This is a genomic window from Syntrophorhabdaceae bacterium, assembly GCA_036504895.1.
Lineage (GTDB): Bacteria > Desulfobacterota > Syntrophorhabdia > Syntrophorhabdales > Syntrophorhabdaceae > PNOM01.
This window is the reverse complement of the sequence record DASXUJ010000062.1, coordinates 61,129-81,857: the sequence shown is the minus strand read 5'-3', so window position 1 is coordinate 81,857 and position 20,729 is coordinate 61,129. Positions and strand designations below refer to the sequence as shown.

The 20,729-nt window shown below is 52.9% G+C and carries 27 protein-coding genes; 24 read left to right on the top strand and 3 right to left on the bottom strand.

The genetic code is table 11. The features are described from left to right. Window positions 1-29 precede the first annotated feature (29 nt). Window positions 30-1,220, bottom strand: coding sequence for an HDOD domain-containing protein (locus VGJ94_07990; GenBank protein HEY3276546.1), 1,191 nt, complete (start codon window positions 1,218-1,220; stop codon window positions 30-32). Between the two features lie 155 nt (window positions 1,221-1,375). After that, window positions 1,376-1,897, bottom strand: coding sequence for a peptidylprolyl isomerase (locus VGJ94_07985; protein ID HEY3276545.1), 522 nt, complete (start codon window positions 1,895-1,897; stop codon window positions 1,376-1,378). Window positions 1,898-2,116: 219 nt separating this feature from the next. On the opposite strand from VGJ94_07985, the gene VGJ94_07980 reads away from it, so the two are divergent. The 24 genes from VGJ94_07980 to VGJ94_07865 all read left to right on the top strand — a co-directional run bounded on the left by VGJ94_07980 (window position 2,117) and on the right by VGJ94_07865 (window position 19,790). Continuing rightward, window positions 2,117-2,839: a UPF0280 family protein gene (locus VGJ94_07980; protein ID HEY3276544.1), complete on the top strand. Its 723-nt coding sequence runs from the start codon at window positions 2,117-2,119 to the stop codon at window positions 2,837-2,839. Between the two features lie 51 nt (window positions 2,840-2,890). Further along, entirely contained in the window at window positions 2,891-3,298 is a 408-nt protein-coding gene (locus tag VGJ94_07975) for an NIL domain-containing protein (GenBank protein ID HEY3276543.1), read from the top strand. Next, the gene (locus VGJ94_07970; protein ID HEY3276542.1) at window positions 3,291-4,463 is read left to right on the top strand and encodes a cysteine desulfurase family protein; all 1,173 of its coding nucleotides are present in this window, start codon (window positions 3,291-3,293) and stop codon (window positions 4,461-4,463) included. The genes VGJ94_07975 and VGJ94_07970 overlap by 8 nt, the downstream gene beginning before the upstream one ends. 8 nt (window positions 4,464-4,471) lie before the next feature. Then, a complete protein-coding gene (locus VGJ94_07965) occupies window positions 4,472-5,743 on the top strand; it encodes a MiaB/RimO family radical SAM methylthiotransferase (GenBank protein ID HEY3276541.1) in 1,272 nt (423 codons plus the stop codon). A gap of 46 nt (window positions 5,744-5,789) precedes the next feature. Then, window positions 5,790-6,089 (top strand): YggT family protein, encoded by a 300-nt coding sequence (locus VGJ94_07960; GenBank protein HEY3276540.1) that lies wholly within the window; start codon window positions 5,790-5,792, stop codon window positions 6,087-6,089. Between the two features lie 26 nt (window positions 6,090-6,115). Continuing rightward, a complete protein-coding gene (locus tag VGJ94_07955) occupies window positions 6,116-6,382 on the top strand; it encodes a DUF167 domain-containing protein (GenBank protein HEY3276539.1) in 267 nt (88 codons plus the stop codon). A 129-nt stretch (window positions 6,383-6,511) separates the two neighbouring features. After that, window positions 6,512-7,030, top strand: a complete 519-nt coding sequence (locus tag VGJ94_07950) for a DUF177 domain-containing protein (GenBank protein HEY3276538.1) — start codon at window positions 6,512-6,514, stop codon at window positions 7,028-7,030. A 13-nt stretch (window positions 7,031-7,043) separates the two neighbouring features. Then, the gene (gene rpmF / locus VGJ94_07945) at window positions 7,044-7,226 is read left to right on the top strand and encodes a 50S ribosomal protein L32 (GenBank protein HEY3276537.1); all 183 of its coding nucleotides are present in this window, start codon (window positions 7,044-7,046) and stop codon (window positions 7,224-7,226) included. 3 nt (window positions 7,227-7,229) lie between these two features. Beyond that, window positions 7,230-8,219: a phosphate acyltransferase PlsX gene (gene plsX, locus VGJ94_07940; GenBank protein HEY3276536.1), complete on the top strand. Its 990-nt coding sequence runs from the start codon at window positions 7,230-7,232 to the stop codon at window positions 8,217-8,219. 19 nt (window positions 8,220-8,238) lie between these two features. Next, window positions 8,239-9,399, top strand: a complete 1,161-nt coding sequence (locus VGJ94_07935; GenBank protein HEY3276535.1) for an acyl-CoA dehydrogenase family protein — start codon at window positions 8,239-8,241, stop codon at window positions 9,397-9,399. Beyond that, a complete protein-coding gene (fabD, locus tag VGJ94_07930) occupies window positions 9,400-10,338 on the top strand; it encodes an ACP S-malonyltransferase (protein HEY3276534.1) in 939 nt (312 codons plus the stop codon). It abuts the gene before it with no gap. A gap of 12 nt (window positions 10,339-10,350) precedes the next feature. Next, entirely contained in the window at window positions 10,351-11,076 is a 726-nt protein-coding gene (fabG, locus tag VGJ94_07925; GenBank protein ID HEY3276533.1) for a 3-oxoacyl-[acyl-carrier-protein] reductase, read from the top strand. A 59-nt stretch (window positions 11,077-11,135) separates the two neighbouring features. After that, window positions 11,136-11,375, top strand: coding sequence for an acyl carrier protein (locus VGJ94_07920; GenBank protein HEY3276532.1), 240 nt, complete (start codon window positions 11,136-11,138; stop codon window positions 11,373-11,375). A gap of 17 nt (window positions 11,376-11,392) precedes the next feature. Then, window positions 11,393-12,634 (top strand): beta-ketoacyl-ACP synthase II, encoded by a 1,242-nt coding sequence (gene fabF / locus VGJ94_07915; GenBank protein HEY3276531.1) that lies wholly within the window; start codon window positions 11,393-11,395, stop codon window positions 12,632-12,634. Next, window positions 12,631-13,086: a ribose 5-phosphate isomerase B gene (rpiB, locus tag VGJ94_07910; protein ID HEY3276530.1), complete on the top strand. Its 456-nt coding sequence runs from the start codon at window positions 12,631-12,633 to the stop codon at window positions 13,084-13,086. Before fabF ends, rpiB begins: the two co-directional genes overlap by 4 nt. Before the next feature lie 17 nt (window positions 13,087-13,103). Beyond that, entirely contained in the window at window positions 13,104-14,339 is a 1,236-nt protein-coding gene (glyA, locus tag VGJ94_07905; GenBank protein HEY3276529.1) for a serine hydroxymethyltransferase, read from the top strand. Further along, a complete protein-coding gene (locus tag VGJ94_07900) occupies window positions 14,336-14,815 on the top strand; it encodes a cytidine/deoxycytidylate deaminase family protein (GenBank protein ID HEY3276528.1) in 480 nt (159 codons plus the stop codon). The genes glyA and VGJ94_07900 overlap by 4 nt, the downstream gene beginning before the upstream one ends. Next, entirely contained in the window at window positions 14,812-15,279 is a 468-nt protein-coding gene (gene nrdR / locus VGJ94_07895; GenBank protein ID HEY3276527.1) for a transcriptional regulator NrdR, read from the top strand. Before VGJ94_07900 ends, nrdR begins: the two co-directional genes overlap by 4 nt. A 47-nt stretch (window positions 15,280-15,326) precedes the next feature. Further along, window positions 15,327-16,430 (top strand): bifunctional diaminohydroxyphosphoribosylaminopyrimidine deaminase/5-amino-6-(5-phosphoribosylamino)uracil reductase RibD, encoded by a 1,104-nt coding sequence (ribD, locus tag VGJ94_07890; protein HEY3276526.1) that lies wholly within the window; start codon window positions 15,327-15,329, stop codon window positions 16,428-16,430. Then, on the top strand, window positions 16,411-17,058 hold the full coding sequence (locus VGJ94_07885; protein ID HEY3276525.1) for a riboflavin synthase: 648 nt from the start codon (window positions 16,411-16,413) through the stop codon (window positions 17,056-17,058). The genes ribD and VGJ94_07885 overlap by 20 nt, the downstream gene beginning before the upstream one ends. 1 nt (window position 17,059) lies before the next feature. Then, window positions 17,060-18,265 carry a bifunctional 3,4-dihydroxy-2-butanone-4-phosphate synthase/GTP cyclohydrolase II gene (locus VGJ94_07880; protein HEY3276524.1) on the top strand — a complete coding sequence of 402 codons (1,206 nt, stop codon included), beginning with the start codon at window positions 17,060-17,062 and terminating at the stop codon, window positions 18,263-18,265. A gap of 10 nt (window positions 18,266-18,275) precedes the next feature. Next, window positions 18,276-18,734 (top strand): 6,7-dimethyl-8-ribityllumazine synthase, encoded by a 459-nt coding sequence (gene ribE / locus VGJ94_07875; GenBank protein HEY3276523.1) that lies wholly within the window; start codon window positions 18,276-18,278, stop codon window positions 18,732-18,734. A 1-nt stretch (window position 18,735) separates the two neighbouring features. After that, window positions 18,736-19,212 carry a transcription antitermination factor NusB gene (nusB, locus tag VGJ94_07870; protein HEY3276522.1) on the top strand — a complete coding sequence of 159 codons (477 nt, stop codon included), beginning with the start codon at window positions 18,736-18,738 and terminating at the stop codon, window positions 19,210-19,212. Window positions 19,213-19,280: 68 nt separating this feature from the next. Continuing rightward, on the top strand, window positions 19,281-19,790 hold the full coding sequence (locus tag VGJ94_07865) for an NYN domain-containing protein (protein HEY3276521.1): 510 nt from the start codon (window positions 19,281-19,283) through the stop codon (window positions 19,788-19,790). An 11-nt stretch (window positions 19,791-19,801) separates the two neighbouring features. Here the strand turns inward: VGJ94_07865 and VGJ94_07860 are convergent, their stop codons facing one another. Then, window positions 19,802-20,668 carry a flavodoxin family protein gene (locus tag VGJ94_07860; GenBank protein HEY3276520.1) on the bottom strand — a complete coding sequence of 289 codons (867 nt, stop codon included), beginning with the start codon at window positions 20,666-20,668 and terminating at the stop codon, window positions 19,802-19,804. Window positions 20,669-20,729: the final 61 nt, after the last annotated feature.

The window sequence follows — 20,729 nt, the reverse complement described above, 5'->3', positions numbered from 1 at the left end:
ATGACGCCGGAGGAATAGGGCCGCCATCTTCATTTCATTGCAGTCTCGAGTTTCTCCGCGGTCATTTCGGATAGGGCTGTTTCAAGTCGCAGGGCTTCTTCGAGAATGATGCGTGCGTACTGCCCTCCTTTTGAGCCGGGGTCTACGGTCGCCGCGAGCTTTCGTGCGAATCCCGCCACCGCTACCAGCGGGTTTCTGATCTCGTGGGCCACCGCCTGAAGGGTCTCGGAAATGTTACTCGCCTGACCCGCAGGCGTGTCCGACAGGCTTTCGAAGGAAGGCAGGGGAGGGTCCGACCGGAGCCCTGCGATCCTCTCGGATAAGAGGCTCAAAGCATGATTCGCCTTTTCCATAAGACCGAGGAGGTCCTTTTCCTTATTCATCTCGATCCTCAGGCTTTCCGCAATATCCTGAACCTCTTCGAAGGTGGTGCAGAGTATATCATTGATGGTCTCGTAGGTGAGGCCGAAAGACACCTCCCCCTCCACGAAAAAAGTTTGGAAATCGGATGATTTGCGCACGAGCGTGTTTGAGAGGACTCTGGCAAGCTCACAGACGCGGGCGAGGGGCACCGTAGTCTCCCTCATGTGCCCGCGCTGGCATATGACGATCTCTTCCGGAAAACGCCAGTATCTGAGGGCTGCCTCGCCCACTTCTCGGTGATTGATTCCGAAGTTGTCCGCTTCCCATAAGAGGAGCTTTTCGAGGGTATCGAGGTCGCGGTCGATCTCTATCGCTTTCTTTTTCAGAAATAGGTCGAAAAACACGAGAAAGCCTATCCCCAGTGTAAGGCCTCCCACGAAAGCCTCTTCAGGATCGCAAATAGTGAGGTGCCGGGCCAGGGATCTGGCGATCAAGGCCCTGTACAGGGAATTTTGCCAGAATCTCTCGTAATCGACCGAGCCCACCCTACCCATGGGAAAGGTATCCCTCAAAGAGAGGGAAAGGGCCATAATCCTCAGTTGGCGGAAACCTATCCTCATGACCGCCTGCCGCACGGCGACAATAGGTTGACTACCCCTGAAAAATACACTGTTTGCAAGCTTGAGAAGGCGCACGGTGAGGGAAGGGTCCTTTTCGATAAGGTCGGCGAGGTCATTTACCGAGCATCTCTCGTCGGATGCGATTTCCACCAGTTTTATGGCGATAACGGAAAGGGCCGGCAGGGCATAACCCGATTCCAGACGGGTGAGAAGATCGGTCCGGTCCGTAATCGTCATGGGCGGTCCCCATGGGGGAGAAGGTAACGCGCCGAGGGCACGGCGATCCCTGAATTTTTCATTTCTTTGAGTATATCATAAATGCGAAGGGAGGTGTCTCATCATCCGGGCTGCGAATCCGCAACCCGGAAATATTTGAGCCATTCAGGGAATTGTCACTTTCCGGCAGCCTCGAGCGCGGCGTTCCACTTATCGAGAATATCCTTGTGATCCTCCATAAGGGCCGCATAGTCGCCTTCTATGGCGATCGATGTGATCTTATTGCCCGCCCTGATGCTGTCAACCACTTTCTGGTCCGTCTCATCCATTACAGAGCCGAAGACGGCATGTTTTTGATCCAGCCAGGGAGTGGGGACATGGGTGATGAAAAACTGGCTCCCGTTCGTATTCGGTCCTGCATTCGCCATGGAAAGGACGCCCGGTTTGTCATGCTTCAGGTCCCGGGAAAATTCATCATTAAACCGGTATCCCGGCCCGCCTGTCCCGGTGCCGAGTGGGCAGCCGCCCTGAATCATGAAATCGGGAATAACCCGGTGAAAAATAAGTCCGTCGTAGAATCCTCTTTTGGACAGGTTTACAAAATTGAGGACCGTAAGGGGGGCCTTGTCCGGGAAGAGATTCAGCCTGATGTCCCCTTTTTCGGTATGGATTATTGCGGCCAATGAAGACTGGGTCATTTTTGTCTCCTTCTGAAATATTTATTTAACGCATCTGCACAGCGGATAAATTAATGTTTTTGTGAGCTTATGTCAATCCCGGAGATAGCCTTGATTTGACAGCCGGGGCCGTCCTTGCTATATTTAAGTCCGCGGCTTTAAAAGAATTCGGAAAAAACCGGGCGAGACGCATCCGTGGCGGGAGCGCCCCCGAAGCTCAGGGTCCGCATTTAAACAACTATGTATGAAGAACGATTTTATCGGCACGCAGGCAAACCTCCTGATCTTGACTGTTATGAGGTGAAGATAAAGGAGACGGACCTGCTTTGCTGTACCAGGGGTGATTTGAGCGGGTTTATTGAGGACCGGGTGCTCTTTTATAGAAATCAGCTCGAAGAATACATACGGGTAAGGCCGGTTTTCAGGGAGAGTCTCGCGCCTGTTGAAGACGACGCCCTGGCTCCCCTTATGGCGCGCCGCATGATCGTTGCCGCCGCCGCCCTCGGCGTGGGACCCATGGCCACGGTAGCGGGCGCCCTGGCGGAGCACGTGGGCAATGATATTTCGCTATTTTCCGATGAATATGTGATAGAAAACGGGGGCGATATCTCTCTTTCCACCAGGCAGGAGAGGGTGGTGCTCATCTACGCGGGCGATTCGCCTTTCAGCGGGCGGATAGGGATCAAAGTGCGGCCGGACGAGAGGCCTTACGGCATATGCACCTCCTCCGCCACAGTCGGTCCCTCTCTGAGCTTCGGCAAGGCGGACGCGGTATGCGTAGTGGCAAGATCGGCGCTTTTTGCCGACGGGCTTGCCACGAAAGTGGGCAACATGGTGAAGAAGAAAGAGGATCTCTCCCGTGCCATCGATGAAGGGAAAAATTTCCCGGATGTGCTGGCCGTTCTCGTGGTGCTCGGCGACCATATCGGCATGTGGGGAGATATGGAGCTTGTGAGGATATGAAAGCTGAAAGGAATCGGTGAGGAAGAGTGAAAAAATTAAGCGAGGTCCGGCATGAAGAAGCGAATTATTCTTAGGTTCAAGAGAAATACGATAGATAAGCCCATAGTCTACCGTCTGGCGCGGGATTTTGACCTTGTCTTCAATATTCTCCGGGCAAATATATCTCCCAGACACGAATCCATGATGGTGCTGGAGATCGAGGGCACCGACGAGAATTTCGAGAAAGGGATCGAATATATAAAGAGCCTCAATATCGATACCGAGCCCATAGAGCAGGATATCCAGAGGGATGAATTAAGATGCGTACACTGCGGCGTATGCACCGGGGTCTGCGCACCCGAGGCATTGCACATAGACAGGACCGACATGAAAGTTCTTTTCGATTACGAGCGGTGCGTGGCGTGCGAGCTTTGCGTCAAGGTGTGCCCGGTGAAGGCGATGACCGTCTTTTTTGACTGACCATATGAAGCAGGTCTACTTCGATTATAACGCCACTACGCCTGTTCATCCCGAGGTGGCCCGGGCCATCCATCCTTTTCTCGATGAGTTCTTCGGGAACCCTTCCAGCCTTCATTGGGCAGGACGAAAGGTCAGAAGCCATTATGAAAAGGCGAGGGGGCTGGTCGCGCAGATAATCCATGCGGCCCCTGAAGAGATCGTGTTCACCGGTTGCGGCTCCGAGAGCGATAACCATGCGATAAAAGGGGCTGCACGATCGCAAAGGGACCGGGGGAATCACCTGATCACGACTGTAGTGGAGCACCCTGCCGTTCTGAACAGCATGAGGTATCTGGAGGAATCCGGCTTCCTTGTCACCTACCTCCCCGTTGACCGATACGGACGGGTGGAGCCGGATGAGGTAAAATCGGCGATCAGGCCGGAAACAGTGCTCATCAGCGTCATGCTCGCCAATAACGAGACCGGCGCTGTCTCCTCTCTTGCGGAAATAGGCGGGATCGCGAGGGAAAGGGGGGTTCTCCTCCATTCGGACATGGTTCAGGCCCTGGGCAAGGTGCCGATTGATGTGGAATCCCTTCGCGTGGACCTCGCGAGCTTCTCCGGTCATAAAATGTCTGCCCCGAAAGGTGTGGGCGCTCTTTATATCAGAAAAGGACTCGAGATCGAGAACCTTATCCATGGCGGAGGTCAGGAGGGCGGACGGAGGGCGGGGACGGAGAATATGCCCTCCATTGCCGGCTTCGGAAAGGCGTGCGAAATCGCCCGGAGAGATTTCGAGGAGAGAAACCATAACATCGACTCCCTCAGAAAAAAATTGCTTGAGGGAATAATGTCCGATGTGGAGAAGGTGACACTCAATGGAGACCCCGAACGGAGGCTCCCGAATACGATCAATCTGAGTTTTGAGGGTGCCGAAGGGGAGTCCCTGGTTATTGCCCTCGATCTTAAAGGGATTGCCCTCTCCTCAGGAGCGGCCTGTGCTTCCGGAGCGGCCCACCCATCTCACGTACTTGCTGCGATGGGAATCCCTGAGGCCCTTTGCCGGAGTTCGGTACGGTTCAGTCTTGGACCCGAAAATACGGCTTCCGAGGTGGATTACGCCCTTTCGGTGATTCCCGGGGCAGTAAAAAGGCTGAGGGAAATGTCGCCCTTCGGGCCGAAGTGAAGGGGCGGATGAAATACTACGTCCATACTACGGGGTGCAAGGCAAACCAGTGGGATACCCATGTGATCGCCAACAGGCTTGAAGAGGCGGGGCTTTCGCCGGCTTCACCCGAAGACGCCGATGTCATTGTGGTTAATGCCTGTGCGCTGACCGAGGGGGCCGAGCGGGACGTGCGGAGGTTTATCGGAAGCATGGAAAGATTGAACGGATCTGCCCATGTCATCCTCACGGGTTGCCAGGGGCAGGTATATCCCGGTAAGACCTTCGGCGCCGATGCGGTACTCGGACAGGATGAGAAGTTCAGGATTGCCGAATACCTCCGGAAAACAGGGACATTCGTATCCCCGGGAAGAGACCGTCTCATGGAAGCGGGAGAGATCCATGGGGTCCCGCGGGACAAGACCCGTTTTTTCTTCAAGATACAAGACGGGTGCGACCGTTTCTGCGCGTACTGTATTGTTCCCTTCGGAAGGGGAAAGCCGCGCAGCAGACCTCTGCCCGAGATAATGGAGACCCTCGCCCGCCTTGCGGGCTGGGGAGTGAAGGAAGTAGTCCTCACAGGGATCGAGATCTCATCATATTTCGATCCAGGGCAGAATATGGACCTCAAGGGTCTTCTCAGACAGATCGAGACAAGTCCGACTCCGCCGAGGATACGGCTGAGCTCGATAGACCCCCTTTATCTGGATGTTGAAATGATCGGGATAATGGCGGCCTCGCGAAAGATCGCCAAAAGCCTCCATATCCCGCTCCAGAGCGGGTGCGACCGCATACTTGGGCTGATGGGACGGCCCTACGGGATCGAATATATACGTGCCATGGTCGGGCGGCTGCAGAAAGGCATGGGTGAGATCGGTATCGGGTTCGATGTGATCGTGGGCTTTCCCACGGAGACGGATGAGGAGTTCGAGGAGACTCTTCGTTTTATCTCCTCCCTTGATATCTACTATCTCCATGTCTTTCCCTTTTCCCCCAGGACGGGGACCAAGGCGGCATCCATGGGGGGCGCAGTATCGGCAAGGACGAAAAAAATGAGAGTCTCGGCATTGAGGGCACTCGATCGGGAGATGAGGAAGAGATTTTTCCGGCGCTTCCTCGGATCCGAAGCCTGGGTCATTCCGGAAGGGAAGGTTTACAAAGGAGATTATGTAAGGGGGTATACGGATAATTACCTCCCTCTTTACCTCCCCCGGAAAAAAGATATTGAAAATAATCTTACCCGGGTTAAAATAAAGGAGATAATGGGAGACAATCTTATAGGTGAGGTTTTGGAAGCCTGAAAGGCTCCCTCGCCTTCCCCCTCATTCCTGTGAATACGGAGGCCCGATGTTTGTTTTGGGAAATTTTATTTATGGCGTGGCATATGTAGTCAATTTGTTGCTCGAGCTCTACCTGTGGGTCGTGATAATTCGGACCATCCTCTCGTGGATCAGGCCCAATCCCTATAATCCTCTTGTCAGGATCATTTATGGAATGGTTGATCCCGTGACATACAGGATCTCGAGAATGCTCCCGACCAGAATCGGCATGTTCGATATCGCCCCGTTTCTGGTAATAATCGTGATTATATTTTTGCAGAAATTCGCGGTAAACAGCCTGCTCGACCTTGGGATGAGGCTCAGATAAGGGCCTCAAGATCACGGACGAAAGAGATGAACATAGAGGTTAAGGTCATCACGAGGGCAAAGAGGAAGGAGATCACCCGGGAAGACGGGGCCCTGAAGGTGAAGCTGCTCTCTGTGCCCCGAGATGGAAAAGCGAACCAGGAGCTCACCGAATACCTTGCGGATGTCTTTTGTGTCCGTAAAACCGACGTGACGATCGTCAAGGGAGAGAAGGACAAAAGGAAAGTCGTCTCCCTTGTGATGGATGAGGCTGAATATTCAAGGAAAATGGCCGAAATTCAGGAGAAGGCGTAAGCCCATATACTCGTAAATGCCGGCTTCCTGACCGGCAATTGAAGGAAAAAGGCAACGGTTACAACGGGTTAATTTGCTTGACAAGGCAGATTAAACCCATTATATTATCGAATTTCGAAAAGAGGTCCTATGATTATCAGGATTTCAGATATAGAAAATGTAGTAAAAGTGCAGGGCGAAATCGAAGGAAGGAAGTTCGAGAAGGAAGACGGAGAGGATCCGGTTCGCTTCGCATCACCCCTTCTTTACGAGCTTACCGTGAGGAAGAAGGGTGAGGTACTGAGCATCAGGGGACCGGTTGAAAGTACATTGACCCTGACGTGCGGCAAATGCCTTGAGCAGTATAACTTCCATGTCGAAGCATTTGTCGACATCGAGCTCGCGCCGACGAAGCTCATGCCTTCGGAATCGGAACTGGAGTTGAAGGGGGAGGATCTGGACACCTACTATTACGAGGGAGACGAGATAGAACTCGATCCCTTCGTATATGAGGAGATCATGTTGAATGTCCCCATCAGGCCCCTGTGCAAAGAAGATTGCAGGGGATTATGTGAAACGTGCGGCTGCAACAGAAACACTGAAGAGTGCCGTTGCAGCGGGGAGTCTCATACTCTGTTAGGCGATAAATTAAAATCTTTTCTAAATTAGCAAGGAGAGTATCATGGCCGTTCCAAAAAGGAAAACGTCGCAATCAAAGCGGGACAAGAGAAGAACCCATTATAAAGCCACTCCGGTGGCCGTGGTCTCCTGTCCTCATTGCAAAGAGCCGAAAATGCCTCATACCGTCTGTCCCAAGTGTGGGATGTATAAGGGAAAGAAATATCTTGAGGTAAAGGAAGCTTAGTTGATGGTGAGGATAGCGGTAGACGGCATGGGGGGGGATTTTGCACCCCATGAGATTGTCAAAGGCGCCGAATCAGTACACCACGAGAGGTTAGCAGACATAGTCCTGGTAGGTGACGAACAGCGGCTCAGGCCGCTGGTGCAGGACGGGTCTATCGAGATCGTGCATACACCGGTGGAAGTGAGCATGGATGAATCCCCCTCAGCTGCCTTGAGGAAAAAAAGGGATTGCTCCATGAACATGGCCTTTGAGCTCCTCAAGGCCGGCGAGGTCCAGGCGGTGGTAACCGCCGGGAACTCCGGCGCGGCTATGGGTTTTGCCATTTTCACCCTGGGCAGGCTCAAGGGCGTGGACAGGCCCGCTATCGCAGCCCTTCATCCCAATGCGAGAGGACGGTCCACAATAGTGATAGACTCGGGCGGCAACGTTGACTGTAAACCGGGCCACCTGGTGCAGTTTGCGATCATGGGAGAGATCTTCGCCCGATGCGCTTTCGGATTGGATTCGCCCAAAGTGGGGTTATTGAGCAATGCCACGGAAGAGACCAAAGGCAACGAGTTGACGAGGGAGTCCCACGCCATTTTGAAAAACGCGGCTCTCAATTATCTCGGTTATGTGGAAGGAAGCGACATGCACAGCGGCGATGTGGATGTGGTGGTAACCGACGGTTTTGTGGGAAATGTGGCGCTCAAGATCACGGAAGGGGTAGCCGAGATGTTCATGGGGTTCCTGAAAGGATTGGCTGCCGAGGGCGACGGCCAGACGCCGGACAGCGCAGTTTTGAAGAATGCGATGAAACGGATCGGACAGCGATTCGATTATGCCGCCATCGGTGGTGCGCCCCTTCTCGGGGTGGACGGGGTCTCCATCATCTGCCACGGCAAATCGAGCCATCATGCGATCAGGAATGCCGTCATCATGGCGAATAATTTTGTCATAAAGAAATTGAACCAGTCCATAAAAGAGACGATGCAGGAATATGAGTCACTTTAGAAGATAAAGGAGAGATAGGATGGATTATTTCCTCACAGAAGACCAGAAACATATCCGTGCTCTGGCTCGAAAGGTTGCTGAAGAAAAGATCGTGCCCATCAGGGCGGAACTCGACGAGAAGCAGGAGTTCCCCTGGACTATTATGAAGATATGTGCCGATACAGGGCTTTTCGGTGTGAGTATACCCATAGAATACGGCGGTTTGGGTGGGGGTTGTTTTGAGAACTGTATTGTGGTCGAAGAATTGAGCAAGGCCTGTCTCGGCGTCTCCGTGAGCTATGCGGCGAGCCTTCTCGGGGCATACCCGATCCTGATCGGCGGGTCGGAAGAACAGAAAAAGAAGTATCTCAGCCAGATCGCTTCAGGGAAGAAACTCGGCGCCTTCGGCCTTACCGAAGCGGGTGCGGGCAGCGACGCGCAGAGTATCAGGACGGAAGCGAAGAAGGTCGGCGACGAGTATATCCTGAACGGGACAAAGCAGTGGATCACCAATGGTGGAGAAGCGGATATATACACGGTGATTGCGAAGACGGACAAGACGAGGGGCGGCAGAGGCGCCACGGCCTTCATCCTGGAAAAGGGCATGGAAGGATTTTCTTTCGGCAAGAAAGAGAATAAGCTGGGCATCAGGGCTTCCGCGACGAGAGAGCTGGTATTTCAGGATTGCAAAGTTCCGAAGGAAAATGTTATAGGTAGAGAAGGCATGGGCTTTATTTATACCATGCGCACCTTTGACAAGACAAGGCCGGGCATCGGCGCCCAAGCGGTGGGAGTAGCCCATGCAGCTTTGGGCGAGGCGGTCCGGTATGCCAAGGAAAGGGAGCAGTTCGACAGAAAGATCTCTTCCTTCCAGGCCATACAGCATATGCTTGCCGATATGGCGACTCAGGTTGAGGCTGCCAGGGCGCTGGTGTATGCGGTTGCCCGTTTTATAGATAGTAATCCCAAGGACACCTCGAAAGTATCCGCCATGAGTAAAGTATTCCCCAGCGATGTGGCGATGAAAGTAGTAGTGGATGCCATTCAGGTGTTTGGCGGGTACGGTTATATGAAAGAGTATCCCGTGGAGAAGATGATGAGGGATGCAAAGATCCTCCAGATATACGAAGGGACGAATCAGATTCAAAGGAATGTGATCGGACTCGAGCTTATAAAGGAAGCAGCTCAGAAGAGAAAATAGATGGCAAAAATAGGCGTTCTATTTCCGGGCCAGGGCTCTCAGTATGTGGGCATGGGCAAGAAGCTGTACGATAGGTTCGACACGGTGCGGGAGCTCTTCGCAAAGGCCGACTCGACTCTCGGCTTCCCTATTTCAGAGCTTTTCTTTCAGGGACCCGAGGAAGAATTAAGGCAGACTTTCAATACTCAGCCCGCCCTTCTCCTTGCCTGTTATGCGACGTGGCGGGTGTTGACACAAGAGATCTCCTTTGCCCCTTTTATCCTTGCGGGGCATAGTCTTGGCGAATATACGGCCTTATTGGCCTCGGGATATTTCTCATTCGAGGACGCCCTCAGGATTACAAGGAAAAGAGGACTTCTTATGGAAGAATCCTGCCCGAAGGGCAAAGGCGGGATGGCCGCCCTTATAGGCGCCGATATGGAAAAAGTGGAGCCCGTGCTGAGAGAGACCTCGCATGATGATTATGTGGTAGTGCCCGCAAACCTGAACTCGGCGGACCAGGTAGTCCTGTCGGGCGATCTCGGAGCGCTCAGAGAATGCGTGGAAAAACTGAAAGGCATCGGCTATAAAAAGGCGGTTTTTCTTAACGTGTCGGGACCCTTTCATAGTCCCCTCATGAAAGAGGGGGCCGGGAAGCTCAGGACAGAGCTGGAGTCCCTCACCAAAGGCGAAATGATATATCCCGTGGTCTGCAATGTCGATGCGTCCCCGGAGCAGAACAAGGAGAGAGTGGCGGACAAGCTCTTCAGGCAGATGTTTTCTCCGGTCCGTTGGGAGGAAAGCGTGAAGAGGATGGCCCGGGAAGGGGTGGAGCTTTTTATCGAAGTGGGACCCCAGAAAGTGCTCACGAATCTGGTAAGACGGATTCAGCCGGGGATTCCGTGTTATAATGTCGAAGGGATGGAAGAGATCGAAGGGTTGAAAGCCATTCTGGCTTGAGGAGAGCGTCGAATGAATGACAAGGTTACCATCGTTACGGGCGGCGCACAGGGCATAGGAAGGGCCATTGCGGTATTCCTGGCCGGAAAGGGCTCGGACGTGGCTATATTCGATATCGCCGATGCACGGGAGACCGTGGAAGAGATACGGTCCCAGGGCCGCAAAGGCGAATTCGTCCATGTCGACGTCACCGATTTTCGCGCAGTCGAGGAGGCGGTGAGCTCGGTGATAAAGACGCTGGGAAAGGTCGATTGCCTTGTCAACAACGCGGGCATTACAAACGATAAGTTGCTCATACGCATGAAAGAAGAAGACTGGGACAGGGTCATGCAGGTGAACCTGAAAAGCGCCTTCAACTGTACCAGGGCCGTTGTGAAACCTATGTTAAAGACGGGCGGGGCAATTGTGAATATCTCCTCCGTAGTCGGAATCATGGGCAACGCGGGACAAGCCAATTATGCGGCGAGCAAGGCGGGGCTCATAGGATTTACCAAGAGCGTGGCGAAAGAGTATGGCGAGAGGGGAATCAGGGTCAATGCCGTGGCGCCCGGATTTATCCGTACGAAGATGACGGACGAGCTGAACGAGAAGGCGAAGGAAGAGATGTTCAGGGCAATCCCCCTGGGCAGGCTCGGTGAGACCTCCGATGTCGCGGGGGTGGTCTATTTCCTTCTTTCGGAATATGGAAGCTACATTACCGGTGAGGTTATAAGTGTCAACGGTGGTCTGCACATGTAGCACAATAACGTTTTTGCAGTAGGGAGACAATTCCCTATTTATCATGAGGAGGTGGTTCGATGACAGTTTCCGAAAAAGTAAAAAAGATGATAGTTGATCAGCTGGGAGTAAACGAATCCGAGGTGGTTCCCGAGGCGAAATTCATAGATGACCTCGGAGCTGATTCTCTTGATATCGTTGAGTTGATCATGGCTCTGGAGGATGAGTACGGTATAGAGATCCCCGATGAAGATGCGGAGAAGATCGAGACCGTGGGCGACGCGATCAGATATATCGAAGAGCACATGACCGAAAAATAATTAAGGGGTGGATTAGATTGAAGAGACGAGTAGTGGTAACAGGTGTGGGTCTCGTAACTCCCCTTGGTACCGGGAATCAGAATGTGTGGGAAAGAATCCTCAAGGGCGAATCCGGCATATCGCCCATCACGAGATTCGATACCTCCCGCTTTGATACGAAAATCGCCGGCGAGATTAAAGATTATAAGGCGGAGGATTTTATATCTCCGAAAGAGATGAAGAGGATGGACCTCTTCATCCAGTATGTCCTCGGAGCGACCAAGATCGCCGTTGGCGACGCAAGACTCGATATGTCGTCCGAAGACGCGACGAGAGTGGGAGTCGTTGCCGGCACGGGACTTGGGGGCTTACCTACACTCGAGAAGTATCACAGTATACTTCTCGAACGGGGACCGGGCAGGATATCGCCTTTTTTTATTCCTATGCTGATTGCCAATGAGGCGCCCGGCCATATTGCCATAGAACACGGCATTAAAGGCCCGAACCTTTGCATCGTGACCGCCTGCGCGACGGGCGCTCACTGCATCGGCGACGCCTTCAGGATTATCCAGTATGGGGACGCGGACGTTATGGTTGCGGGCGGCACCGAGGCCAATCTCACTCCACTGACGGTGGGTGGTTTTAATGCGATGAAGGCGCTGTCCAGAAGGAATGATGAGCCCCAGAAGGCGTCGAGGCCTTTCGAGCGGGACAGGGATGGTTTTGTGGTAGCCGAGGGCGCAGGGATAGTGATCCTCGAGGAGCTCAATCATGCCCTGGCACGAAATGCAACGATTTATGCCGAAATAGCCGGTTACGGCTACAACGGCGACGCCTATCATATTACTGCGCCGGCACCTGACGGAGAAGGCTTCGTCAGGTGCATGGGAATGGCGCTGAAAGACGCCGGCATGACCACCGGGGATGTGGACTATATCAACGCCCACGGGACGTCGACGGAACTTAACGATCACATCGAAACAATCGCGATTAAAGAAGTATTTAAAGATCGCGCATATAAGGTCCCCGTGAGCTCTACCAAGTCCATGACCGGTCACCTGTTGGGTGCGGCAGGCGCGGTGGAAGCGGTCTTTTCCGTTCTCAGCATACGGGACCAGGTCTGTCCGCCTACGATCAACTATGAGAACCCGGACCCGGAGTGTGACCTGGATTACGTGCCTAATACGGCACGGAGTCACCAAATCCGCGCCGCCATGTCGAATTCCTTTGGTTTCGGAGGCACCAATTGTACCCTCGTCTTCCGGAAATTTGAAGGATGAAGATCGCGCTGGGGTCGGACCACGCGGGTTACGAGCTTAAAGAATATGTAAAGAACCTCCTGAAGGAATGGGGGTATAGCTGCACCGATGAAGGAACTGACGGAGAAGGCTCGGTCGATTATCCTGATTTTGGTTTCAAAGCGGCAAAGCTCGTTTCGGACGGCATTGCCGAGAGGGGTATCCTCTTTTGCGGAACCGGGGTCGGAATGAGCGTCGTGGCCAACAAAGTGAAAGGGGTGCGTGCGGTCCTCGGTCAGGATTTGTATACGGCGACGCAGAGCCGGCGGCACCTGGACACGAATGTTCTTGTCCTCGGAGGTCGGGTGATGGGAAAGGGACTCGCGGAAGAAATCGTGAAAGTCTGGCTCGAAACCCCCTTTGAAGGAGGAAGACATGAGAAGAGAGTCGACAAAATAAAGGAATGGGAAGATAAACATCTATCAAAGCCATGAAGATGAAGAGCGAGGATGTGAAAGACCGACAGATTTATACGCTGGTGCGAAGCGAAATCGAGCGCGAAGAATACAGCCTGATCCTCATTGCGTCCGAGAATTACGTCGATGAAGAGATACTCGAATTTCAGGGCTGTGTGCTTACGAATAAATATGCCGAGGGATATCCGAGTAAGCGGTATTACAGCGGGTGCGGATTTCTCGATGAAATTGAAAATATTGCCATAGAAAGGGCAAAAGAGCTCTTTCATGCAGAGCATGTGAATGTGCAACCCCATTCCGGCTCGTCGGCAAATATGGCGGTTTTCTATGCCGTCCTCAATCAAGGCGACAAGATACTCGGCATGGATATCGCCCATGGGGGTCACCTTACCCACGGGGCAAGAGTCAGCTTCTCGGGAAAATTTTACAATGCCGTCGGTTATAAGGTTGCCGCCGAGAGCGAGCTGCTTGATTACGATGAGATCCTGAGGATTGCGCGGGCGGAGAAGCCCAAGATGATCATCGCGGGGGCAAGCGCCTATCCCAGGGTCATCGATTTTAAGAAATTCAGGGAGATAGCAGACGATGTGGGCGCTTACCTCACGGTTGATATGGCTCATATCGCGGGGCTGATAGCCGCCGAGTGCCATCCGAGTCCCATGGAGCATGCTCATTTCGTCACTACTACGACACATAAGACCTTGCGCGGACCCAGGGGCGGCCTTGTCTTCTGCAAGAAAGAGTTCGGAAAGGCCGTCGATTCAGCGATATTCCCCGGACTTCAGGGCGGCCCGCTCATGCATGTCATTGCGGCGAAGGCAGTGGCTTTGAAGCAGGCCATGACCGAAGAGTTTCGGGATTACCAGAAGCAGGTAATCGTGAATGCAGCACGACTGGCACGAAATATGGAGCTGCGGGGCTACAGGATCGTCTCCGGGGGCACGGATAACCATCTTTTTCTTATGGATCTTTCAGGAAAGGGGATCACGGGAAAAGAGGCGCAGGAGGCCCTGGAGCCGAGCGGGATCATGGTCAACAAGAACCTCATTCCCTTTGATTCAAAAGGGGCCAACACGACCAGCGGCATAAGGGTCGGCACCCCCGCGGTGACCACCAGAGGCATGAAGGAAAGCGAAATGGACCTGATCGCGGAACTTATGGACAGGGCTTTGACGAATCTTAATAACGAAGAGGTATACAGAGAAATAAAATCCCGGGTCAGAGCTCTTTGCGAGAGGTTTCCCTTTTATTCCCCCATATACGGAATATGATCAGTACCCGCCCCGGCTGGGATTCTTACTTCATGGAGATCGCGCAGATCATATCCAAGAGATCCACATGCAAGAGAAGAAACGTAGGGGCGCTCATTGTGAAAGACAAGAGGATTCTGTCTACGGGTTATAACGGGGCGCCCATGGGGCTCAGGCATTGTACGGAAAGCGGGTGCCTGAGAGAGAGACTCAATGTCGCGGCAGGTGAAAGACATGAGTTGTGCCGGGGGCTTCATGCCGAACAGAATGCGATCATTCAAGCCGCGTATCATGGCGCGTCGATTAAAGACGCTCAACTTTATACCACCCATCTCCCCTGCTCCATATGCACCAAAATGGTGATTAATGCCGGTATTACCACGATATTTTACATTGACGGGTACCCTGACGAACTTGCCGCCGATATGGTGAAGGAGTCGGGTATACTGGTGCAGAAGGTGCAATTGCAGGAAAAAGCAGACGGGACTTCATCATGAAATGTCCTTACTGTGGTCACCCGGAAAGCAAAGTACTTGATTCCCGCATGAGCAAAGAGATGGATACCATCAGGAGGCGGAGGGAGTGCCTGAAATGCGCCAAGAGGTTCTCCACGGCCGAGAGGCTCGAGGAGGGGCTGCCTCTGGTGGTGAAGAAGGACGGAAGGCGTGAAGTCTTCGATGGGGTGAAGGTACTCGGAGGCCTCAAAAGGGCGTGCGAGAAAAGACCTGTCAGTATTACCAACCTCGAAAAAATAGTGCTGCGCATAGAGCATAACCTGAACGAGAAGGGTGAAAAGGAGATCAGGTCCTCCGAGATCGGCTCCATGGTCATGGATGAATTGCGAAAACTCGATGAGATCGCCTATGTGAGGTTTGCATCGGTATACAGGCAGTTCAGGGACATCAATGAATTTATGGATGAGCTGAAGGATCTCGTTCTCAAGAAAAACGAGAGCCAATAACGACAGATGTGAGCCTTTCCCGCGGCTCGCATGGCAGAGGGTTTACCGTGAAAGAAGAAGATTACATGCGCATGGCGCTCTCGCTCGGAAGAAGGGGGCACGGTACCGCCTCCCCCAACCCTATGGTCGGAGCAATACTCGTAAAAGGAAAACATGTGGTGGGCAAGGGATATCACCGGAAGGCGGGTCTTCCCCATGCGGAGATTATCGCCCTTCATGAGGCGAAAGAAGAGGCCCGCGGCGCCACCCTGTACATTAATCTGGAACCGTGCGCCCATCAGGGCAGGACTCCTCCCTGCGTGGATGCGGTCATGAGGGCGGGAGTCAGGAAGGTGGTCGTCTCCATGCTCGACCCCAACCCTCTGGTGAACGGAAAAGGGGTGGAGAGCCTGAGAAAGGGCGGCATAGATACGAAAGTGGGCCTCCTGGAACATGAGGCCAGGAAACTCAACGAAGCATTCATTGCATACATGGAGAAGAAAAGACCCTTCTTCACCCTCAAGGCCGCTGCCAGTCTTGACGGAAAAATAGCGACGAAGACGTGTGATTCCAAATGGATATCGAATGAAGAGTCGCGGCGGTATGTAAATAAGCTGAGATCGGTGACGGACGGGGTGATGATTGGGATCAATACGGTAATCTCGGACAACCCGCTCCTCGTGCCCAAGGTGTCAAAACCCAAAAAAATACCGGTCAGGATTATCCTTGACTCCAAGTTGAGAATACCTCTTGCCTGCGATGTAGTGAAGACCGCAGAGAAGTACCGCACGTGGATCTTCACGTCCGACGAGTCCCGTCATGATAAAGAGGCGCGGTTGAAGTCCTTTGGCGTGGATGTGGTAAAGGTGGGAAAGGACGAGAACGGAAGGGTTTCCCTGAAACAGGTCTGCGACGTGCTCTATAATAGAGAGGTGCAGAGCGTGCTGGTCGAAGGGGGCGGGGAATTGAACAGCACCCTCGTGAAAGAGAATCTCCTCGACAAGCTTCTCATCTTCTATGCGCCTATTCTCATAGGCGGCAAAAATGCCCAGAGTCTCATAGGGGGAAAAGGAATCGATTTTCTCCGGGACGCCCACAAGGTCGATATTGTCGCAGTGAAGAGATTCAAAGAAGATATATTCGTAGAGGCTTATGTTCACAGGGATTATTGAGGATATAGGCGCCATCGCCGATATAAGAAAGCTGACGGGAAGATGGGAGTTCTCCATTCGCACCCATTTGGATCCCCTTGGTATCGTGGAAGGGGACAGTGTGGCGATCGACGGCGTATGTCTGACGGCCACGAGAATTACGGTCGACGGCTTTGTGGCGGACGCGTCTCTGGAGACGCTGGACGTGACAACTCTGAAGGAGAAGAAGCCGGGCATTCTTATCAATGTGGAGCGGGCCATGCGGTCCGACGGACGGTTCGGCGGCCATATTGTCATGGGCCATGTGGACGGAATCGGAACGATCAGGGAGATAAAAGGGGCGGGTGATTCCCTGCGTTTCGAGATAGAAGTCGGTCCCGACACGGCAAGACAAATCGTAAGAAAAGGCTCCATAACCCTTGATGGCGTGAGCTTGACAGTGAACGATCGACATGATAACTTATTTACGGTTAACATAATCCCGTACACCGCATCGAAAACCACACTTCGGGAAAGAAAACAGCGGGATAAACTGAATATAGAGACCGATATCATCGGCAAATATATAGAGAATTTCATGGCGGGAGGCAAAAATCGGGGCCTCGACATGAAATTTCTCTATGACCATGGATATATAAAAGGGGATTGAAATGGCAATTTCGAATATTGAGGATGTAATAGAAGACATCAGAAAAGGAAAAATGGTCATCATTGTCGATGACGAAGATAGAGAGAACGAAGGCGATGTAATGATAGCCGCGGAGATGGTTACCCCGGAAGTCGTTACTTTTATGGCCCGTTATGCCTGCGGCCTCATATGTCTCTCCCTCACGGAAGAGAGAGTGAGGGCCCTCGGGCTTCCCTTGATGGTCCGGGAGAACACCTCCGCCCACAATACCGCGTTCACCGTCTCTATCGAAGCCAAGAAAGGGGTCACTACGGGTATTTCAGCCCATGACCGGGCAAAGACTATACAAGTCGCGATTGACGATGCCACGACGCCGGACGATCTTGCGAAGCCGGGTCATGTCTTTCCTTTAATGGCCAAGAACGGCGGAGTTTTGGTGAGGGTCGGCCATACCGAAGGATCGGTAGATCTTGCGAGGCTTGCGGGTCTGAAACCCGCGGGTGTCATCTGCGAGATCATGAAAGAGGACGGCACCATGGCGAGGATGCCCGATCTCGAGGTCTTCGCGAAAGAACATGACCTCAAAATCGTGGCTATTGCCGACCTGATCAAATACAGGACGAAGAACGAGCGGCTTGTGCGACGGGTGACGGAGACAAAACTGCCCACCCGCTACGGCGGCGATTTCACGCTTATGGGCTATGAAAACGACGTAGACAAAGAAACCCACCTGGCCCTTGTCAAAGGGAATATCACTCCCGATGACGTGGTGCTCGTGAGGGTCCATTCGGAATGCTTTACGGGCGATGTACTCGGGTCCTTGAGGTGTGACTGCGGAGAACAGCTTCAACTGGCCCTGAAGATGATCGAGAAGGAAGAGAAAGGCGTCTTTGTCTACATGAGGCAGGAAGGCAGAGGCATCGGCCTGCTCAATAAATTAAAAGCCTATAACCTTCAGGACAACGGTCATGATACCGTGGAGGCGAACATTGCCCTGGGTTTTTCTCCCGACCTGAGAGATTACGGCCTCGGCGCTCAAATTCTCAATGACCTGGGAGTCAGAAAAATGAGGCTCATTACGAATAACCCGAGGAAAATAAAAGGACTCGAGGGCTACGGTCTGACGGTTGTGGAAAGGGTGCCCATAGAAATGTCGCCGACCAAAGATAACCTTGCTTATCTTAAGACCAAGCAGGAGAAGCTTGGACATATCTTGAATAACATATGAGGAGCCATATATGGTCTATGAGGGGATACTCGATGCAAAAGGCTTCAAATTCGCAATTATCGTAAGCAGGTTCAATAGTTTTATTACGGAAAGGCTCCTTGAAGGCGCCCTCGATGCCTTAAAAAGGCACGGCGCGAAAGAGGGACAGATCGACATCTATAAAGTACCCGGCGCATTTGAAATACCTCTTATGGCAAAGCGGCTCGTCAAAAAGCCGGAGCTGGACGCCGTGATATGTCTGGGAGCGGTGATCAAAGGCGCCACGCCGCATTTTCATTATGTCGCCTCAGAGGTCACCAAAGGCATCGCCCTTGTTTCCCTGGAGAATGAGAAGCCTGTCGCTTTCGGTATTATTACGAGTGAAACCATCGAACAGGCCATAGAGCGGGCAGGAACGAAATCGGGCAATAAAGGGTTCGATGCCGCTCTCACGGCGATCGAGATGGCTAACCTGCTCAAGAAAGGTTAATGTGCGCAGAAGAAAAGCCAGAGAATTAGCATTACGCATGCTTTACCAGTTAGAAACTTACGGAAATGATCCCGAGCGGGCTCTGGCTGCATACTGCGAAAGCTTCCCGTATCAGCCGGATGTAGTGAATTATGCCAAATCAATCCTCCTCGGCGTGACCCGTGAGAGGGAAAGGATCGATCTCTATATTCAGGATGCCTGCGACAACTGGCGGTTGGATCGTATTACCTATGTGGATAAGGGCATCATGAGGCTTTCCATCTATGAGATGCTCTATTCGCCCGATGTGCCGCCGAAGGTGGCGATCGATGAGGCCCTCGAGCTGGCCAAGAAATACGGAAGCGATGAATCCCGTGAATTTATCAACGGTGTACTCGACAGAATAATGAGGGATCACTACAAAGAGAAGGGGCCGGGCTGCGCAGCCACTTCGGCCGAAGGTAGTGGGACATTAAAGGCGGGCTCTTCAGTCTCCTGATCATCTTAAAAAGAGAATACACACGACTAATGCCCCGGAAAACGGACGGGGCCGGCTTGGGGGATATAATGACCCATATAGTGATCGACGGGTATAACTACATGATGAAGATCATAAGTCCCGGAGTTCAGAACGGGTCTCAGGGAGAGACCCTTAGGCGGACCGTACTCGAAAGACTGGCCCGCTACAAGAAAAAAAAGGGCTCCAGGATTACTGTTGTCTTTGATGCCTACAACAGCATGTCTCCTGGAAGACAGCGGGAGAACTATCTTGGCATCGACGTGGTCTACTCAAAAGAAAACGAGACCGCCGATGACGTGATTATCGGCTGGATCAGAGAGGGCAGGGGCAATATAGCGGTGGTTACCTCGGACCGCGCGATTATAGATGAAGCAAAGAAGGCGGGGGTCGCCTTTATGCTTCCCCAACGACTGGACCTGATGATCATGGAAGAGATGACAGGCAAAAGGGATGATTTCATCGAAGAGGATGACCAGTCCTCTCCGAAAAAGGGAAACCCGAGAAAGCTCCCCAAAAAGCTGAGGAAAGCGGCCCATACCATGTCAAAACTGAAGTAAGGTACTCCCCCCTAAGGTATCTCCCCGTCCGATCCTGCGCCTTCCGGATAAACCCATTCCCCCATATTTTTATATTGAAGAGTATTACGCAGTATCTCTTTTCGTCGTTCCAGAAATTGTTCCTTCATCGACCTGAGCCACTCCTGATGCAGAAGCATATGTGCCGGGGAGCCGAACAAGCTGCCCTCTTTCAGGGGGGAGACGGCTCCCGAACCGTCGATAAAGAAAGAACCGTGGCAGATGGTGCAGAGAAATCGCGCCTTATCCATCCGGACTATGGTACACCCGCAGAAGGGGCACCCTCCGGCGGGTGCGGCGGGCTTCATTTCCGAAAAGAGGTCCCCGGCCAATTTTTCCGCCAGGGGGCCGGAGGTCTCTTCGAGGCTGATCTCGCCTGGAAGCGCAGCCTGCAGGTTCATATCGGCCTTTACGGCCAGGCCGAGAAAAGCGGCGAAAGACCTGAGAGTATGGGGGCTTGCCCCAAGCCGGTCCTCCATGCCATAAAGATTCAGGAGTATGCACGGTTTTCCGAAAGTCTTCTCCAGAACTCGATAAAAGAGGAAACCCCGGTCAAGGACCCGCTTGAAAATACTGTGGGCTCCGAGAAAATAGACGGGTGTTGCCATGATGATCCCGTCCGCCTCCGCTATCCGGTCGAGCAGGAAATCCATGTCATCCCCGTGGGGACAGGATTTCCCCGTGACACACGCGTAACAGGCCCGGCAGGGCTCGATGTGAAGAGAGGGCATACGGATGAGCTGAAGGTTGTGTGTCTGCGCCGCCCATCTCCCTATCTCTTTCACCATTACTTCGCAATTTCCGAGCCTGCGGGGGGAGCCCACCAGCCCGAGGATCACTTTCTTTTCCCCAATCTTCATGCCTTCGCCTCTCACTGTAGTCGTTACCACATTATATCAAAACGGGGCCCGTGACACAGCA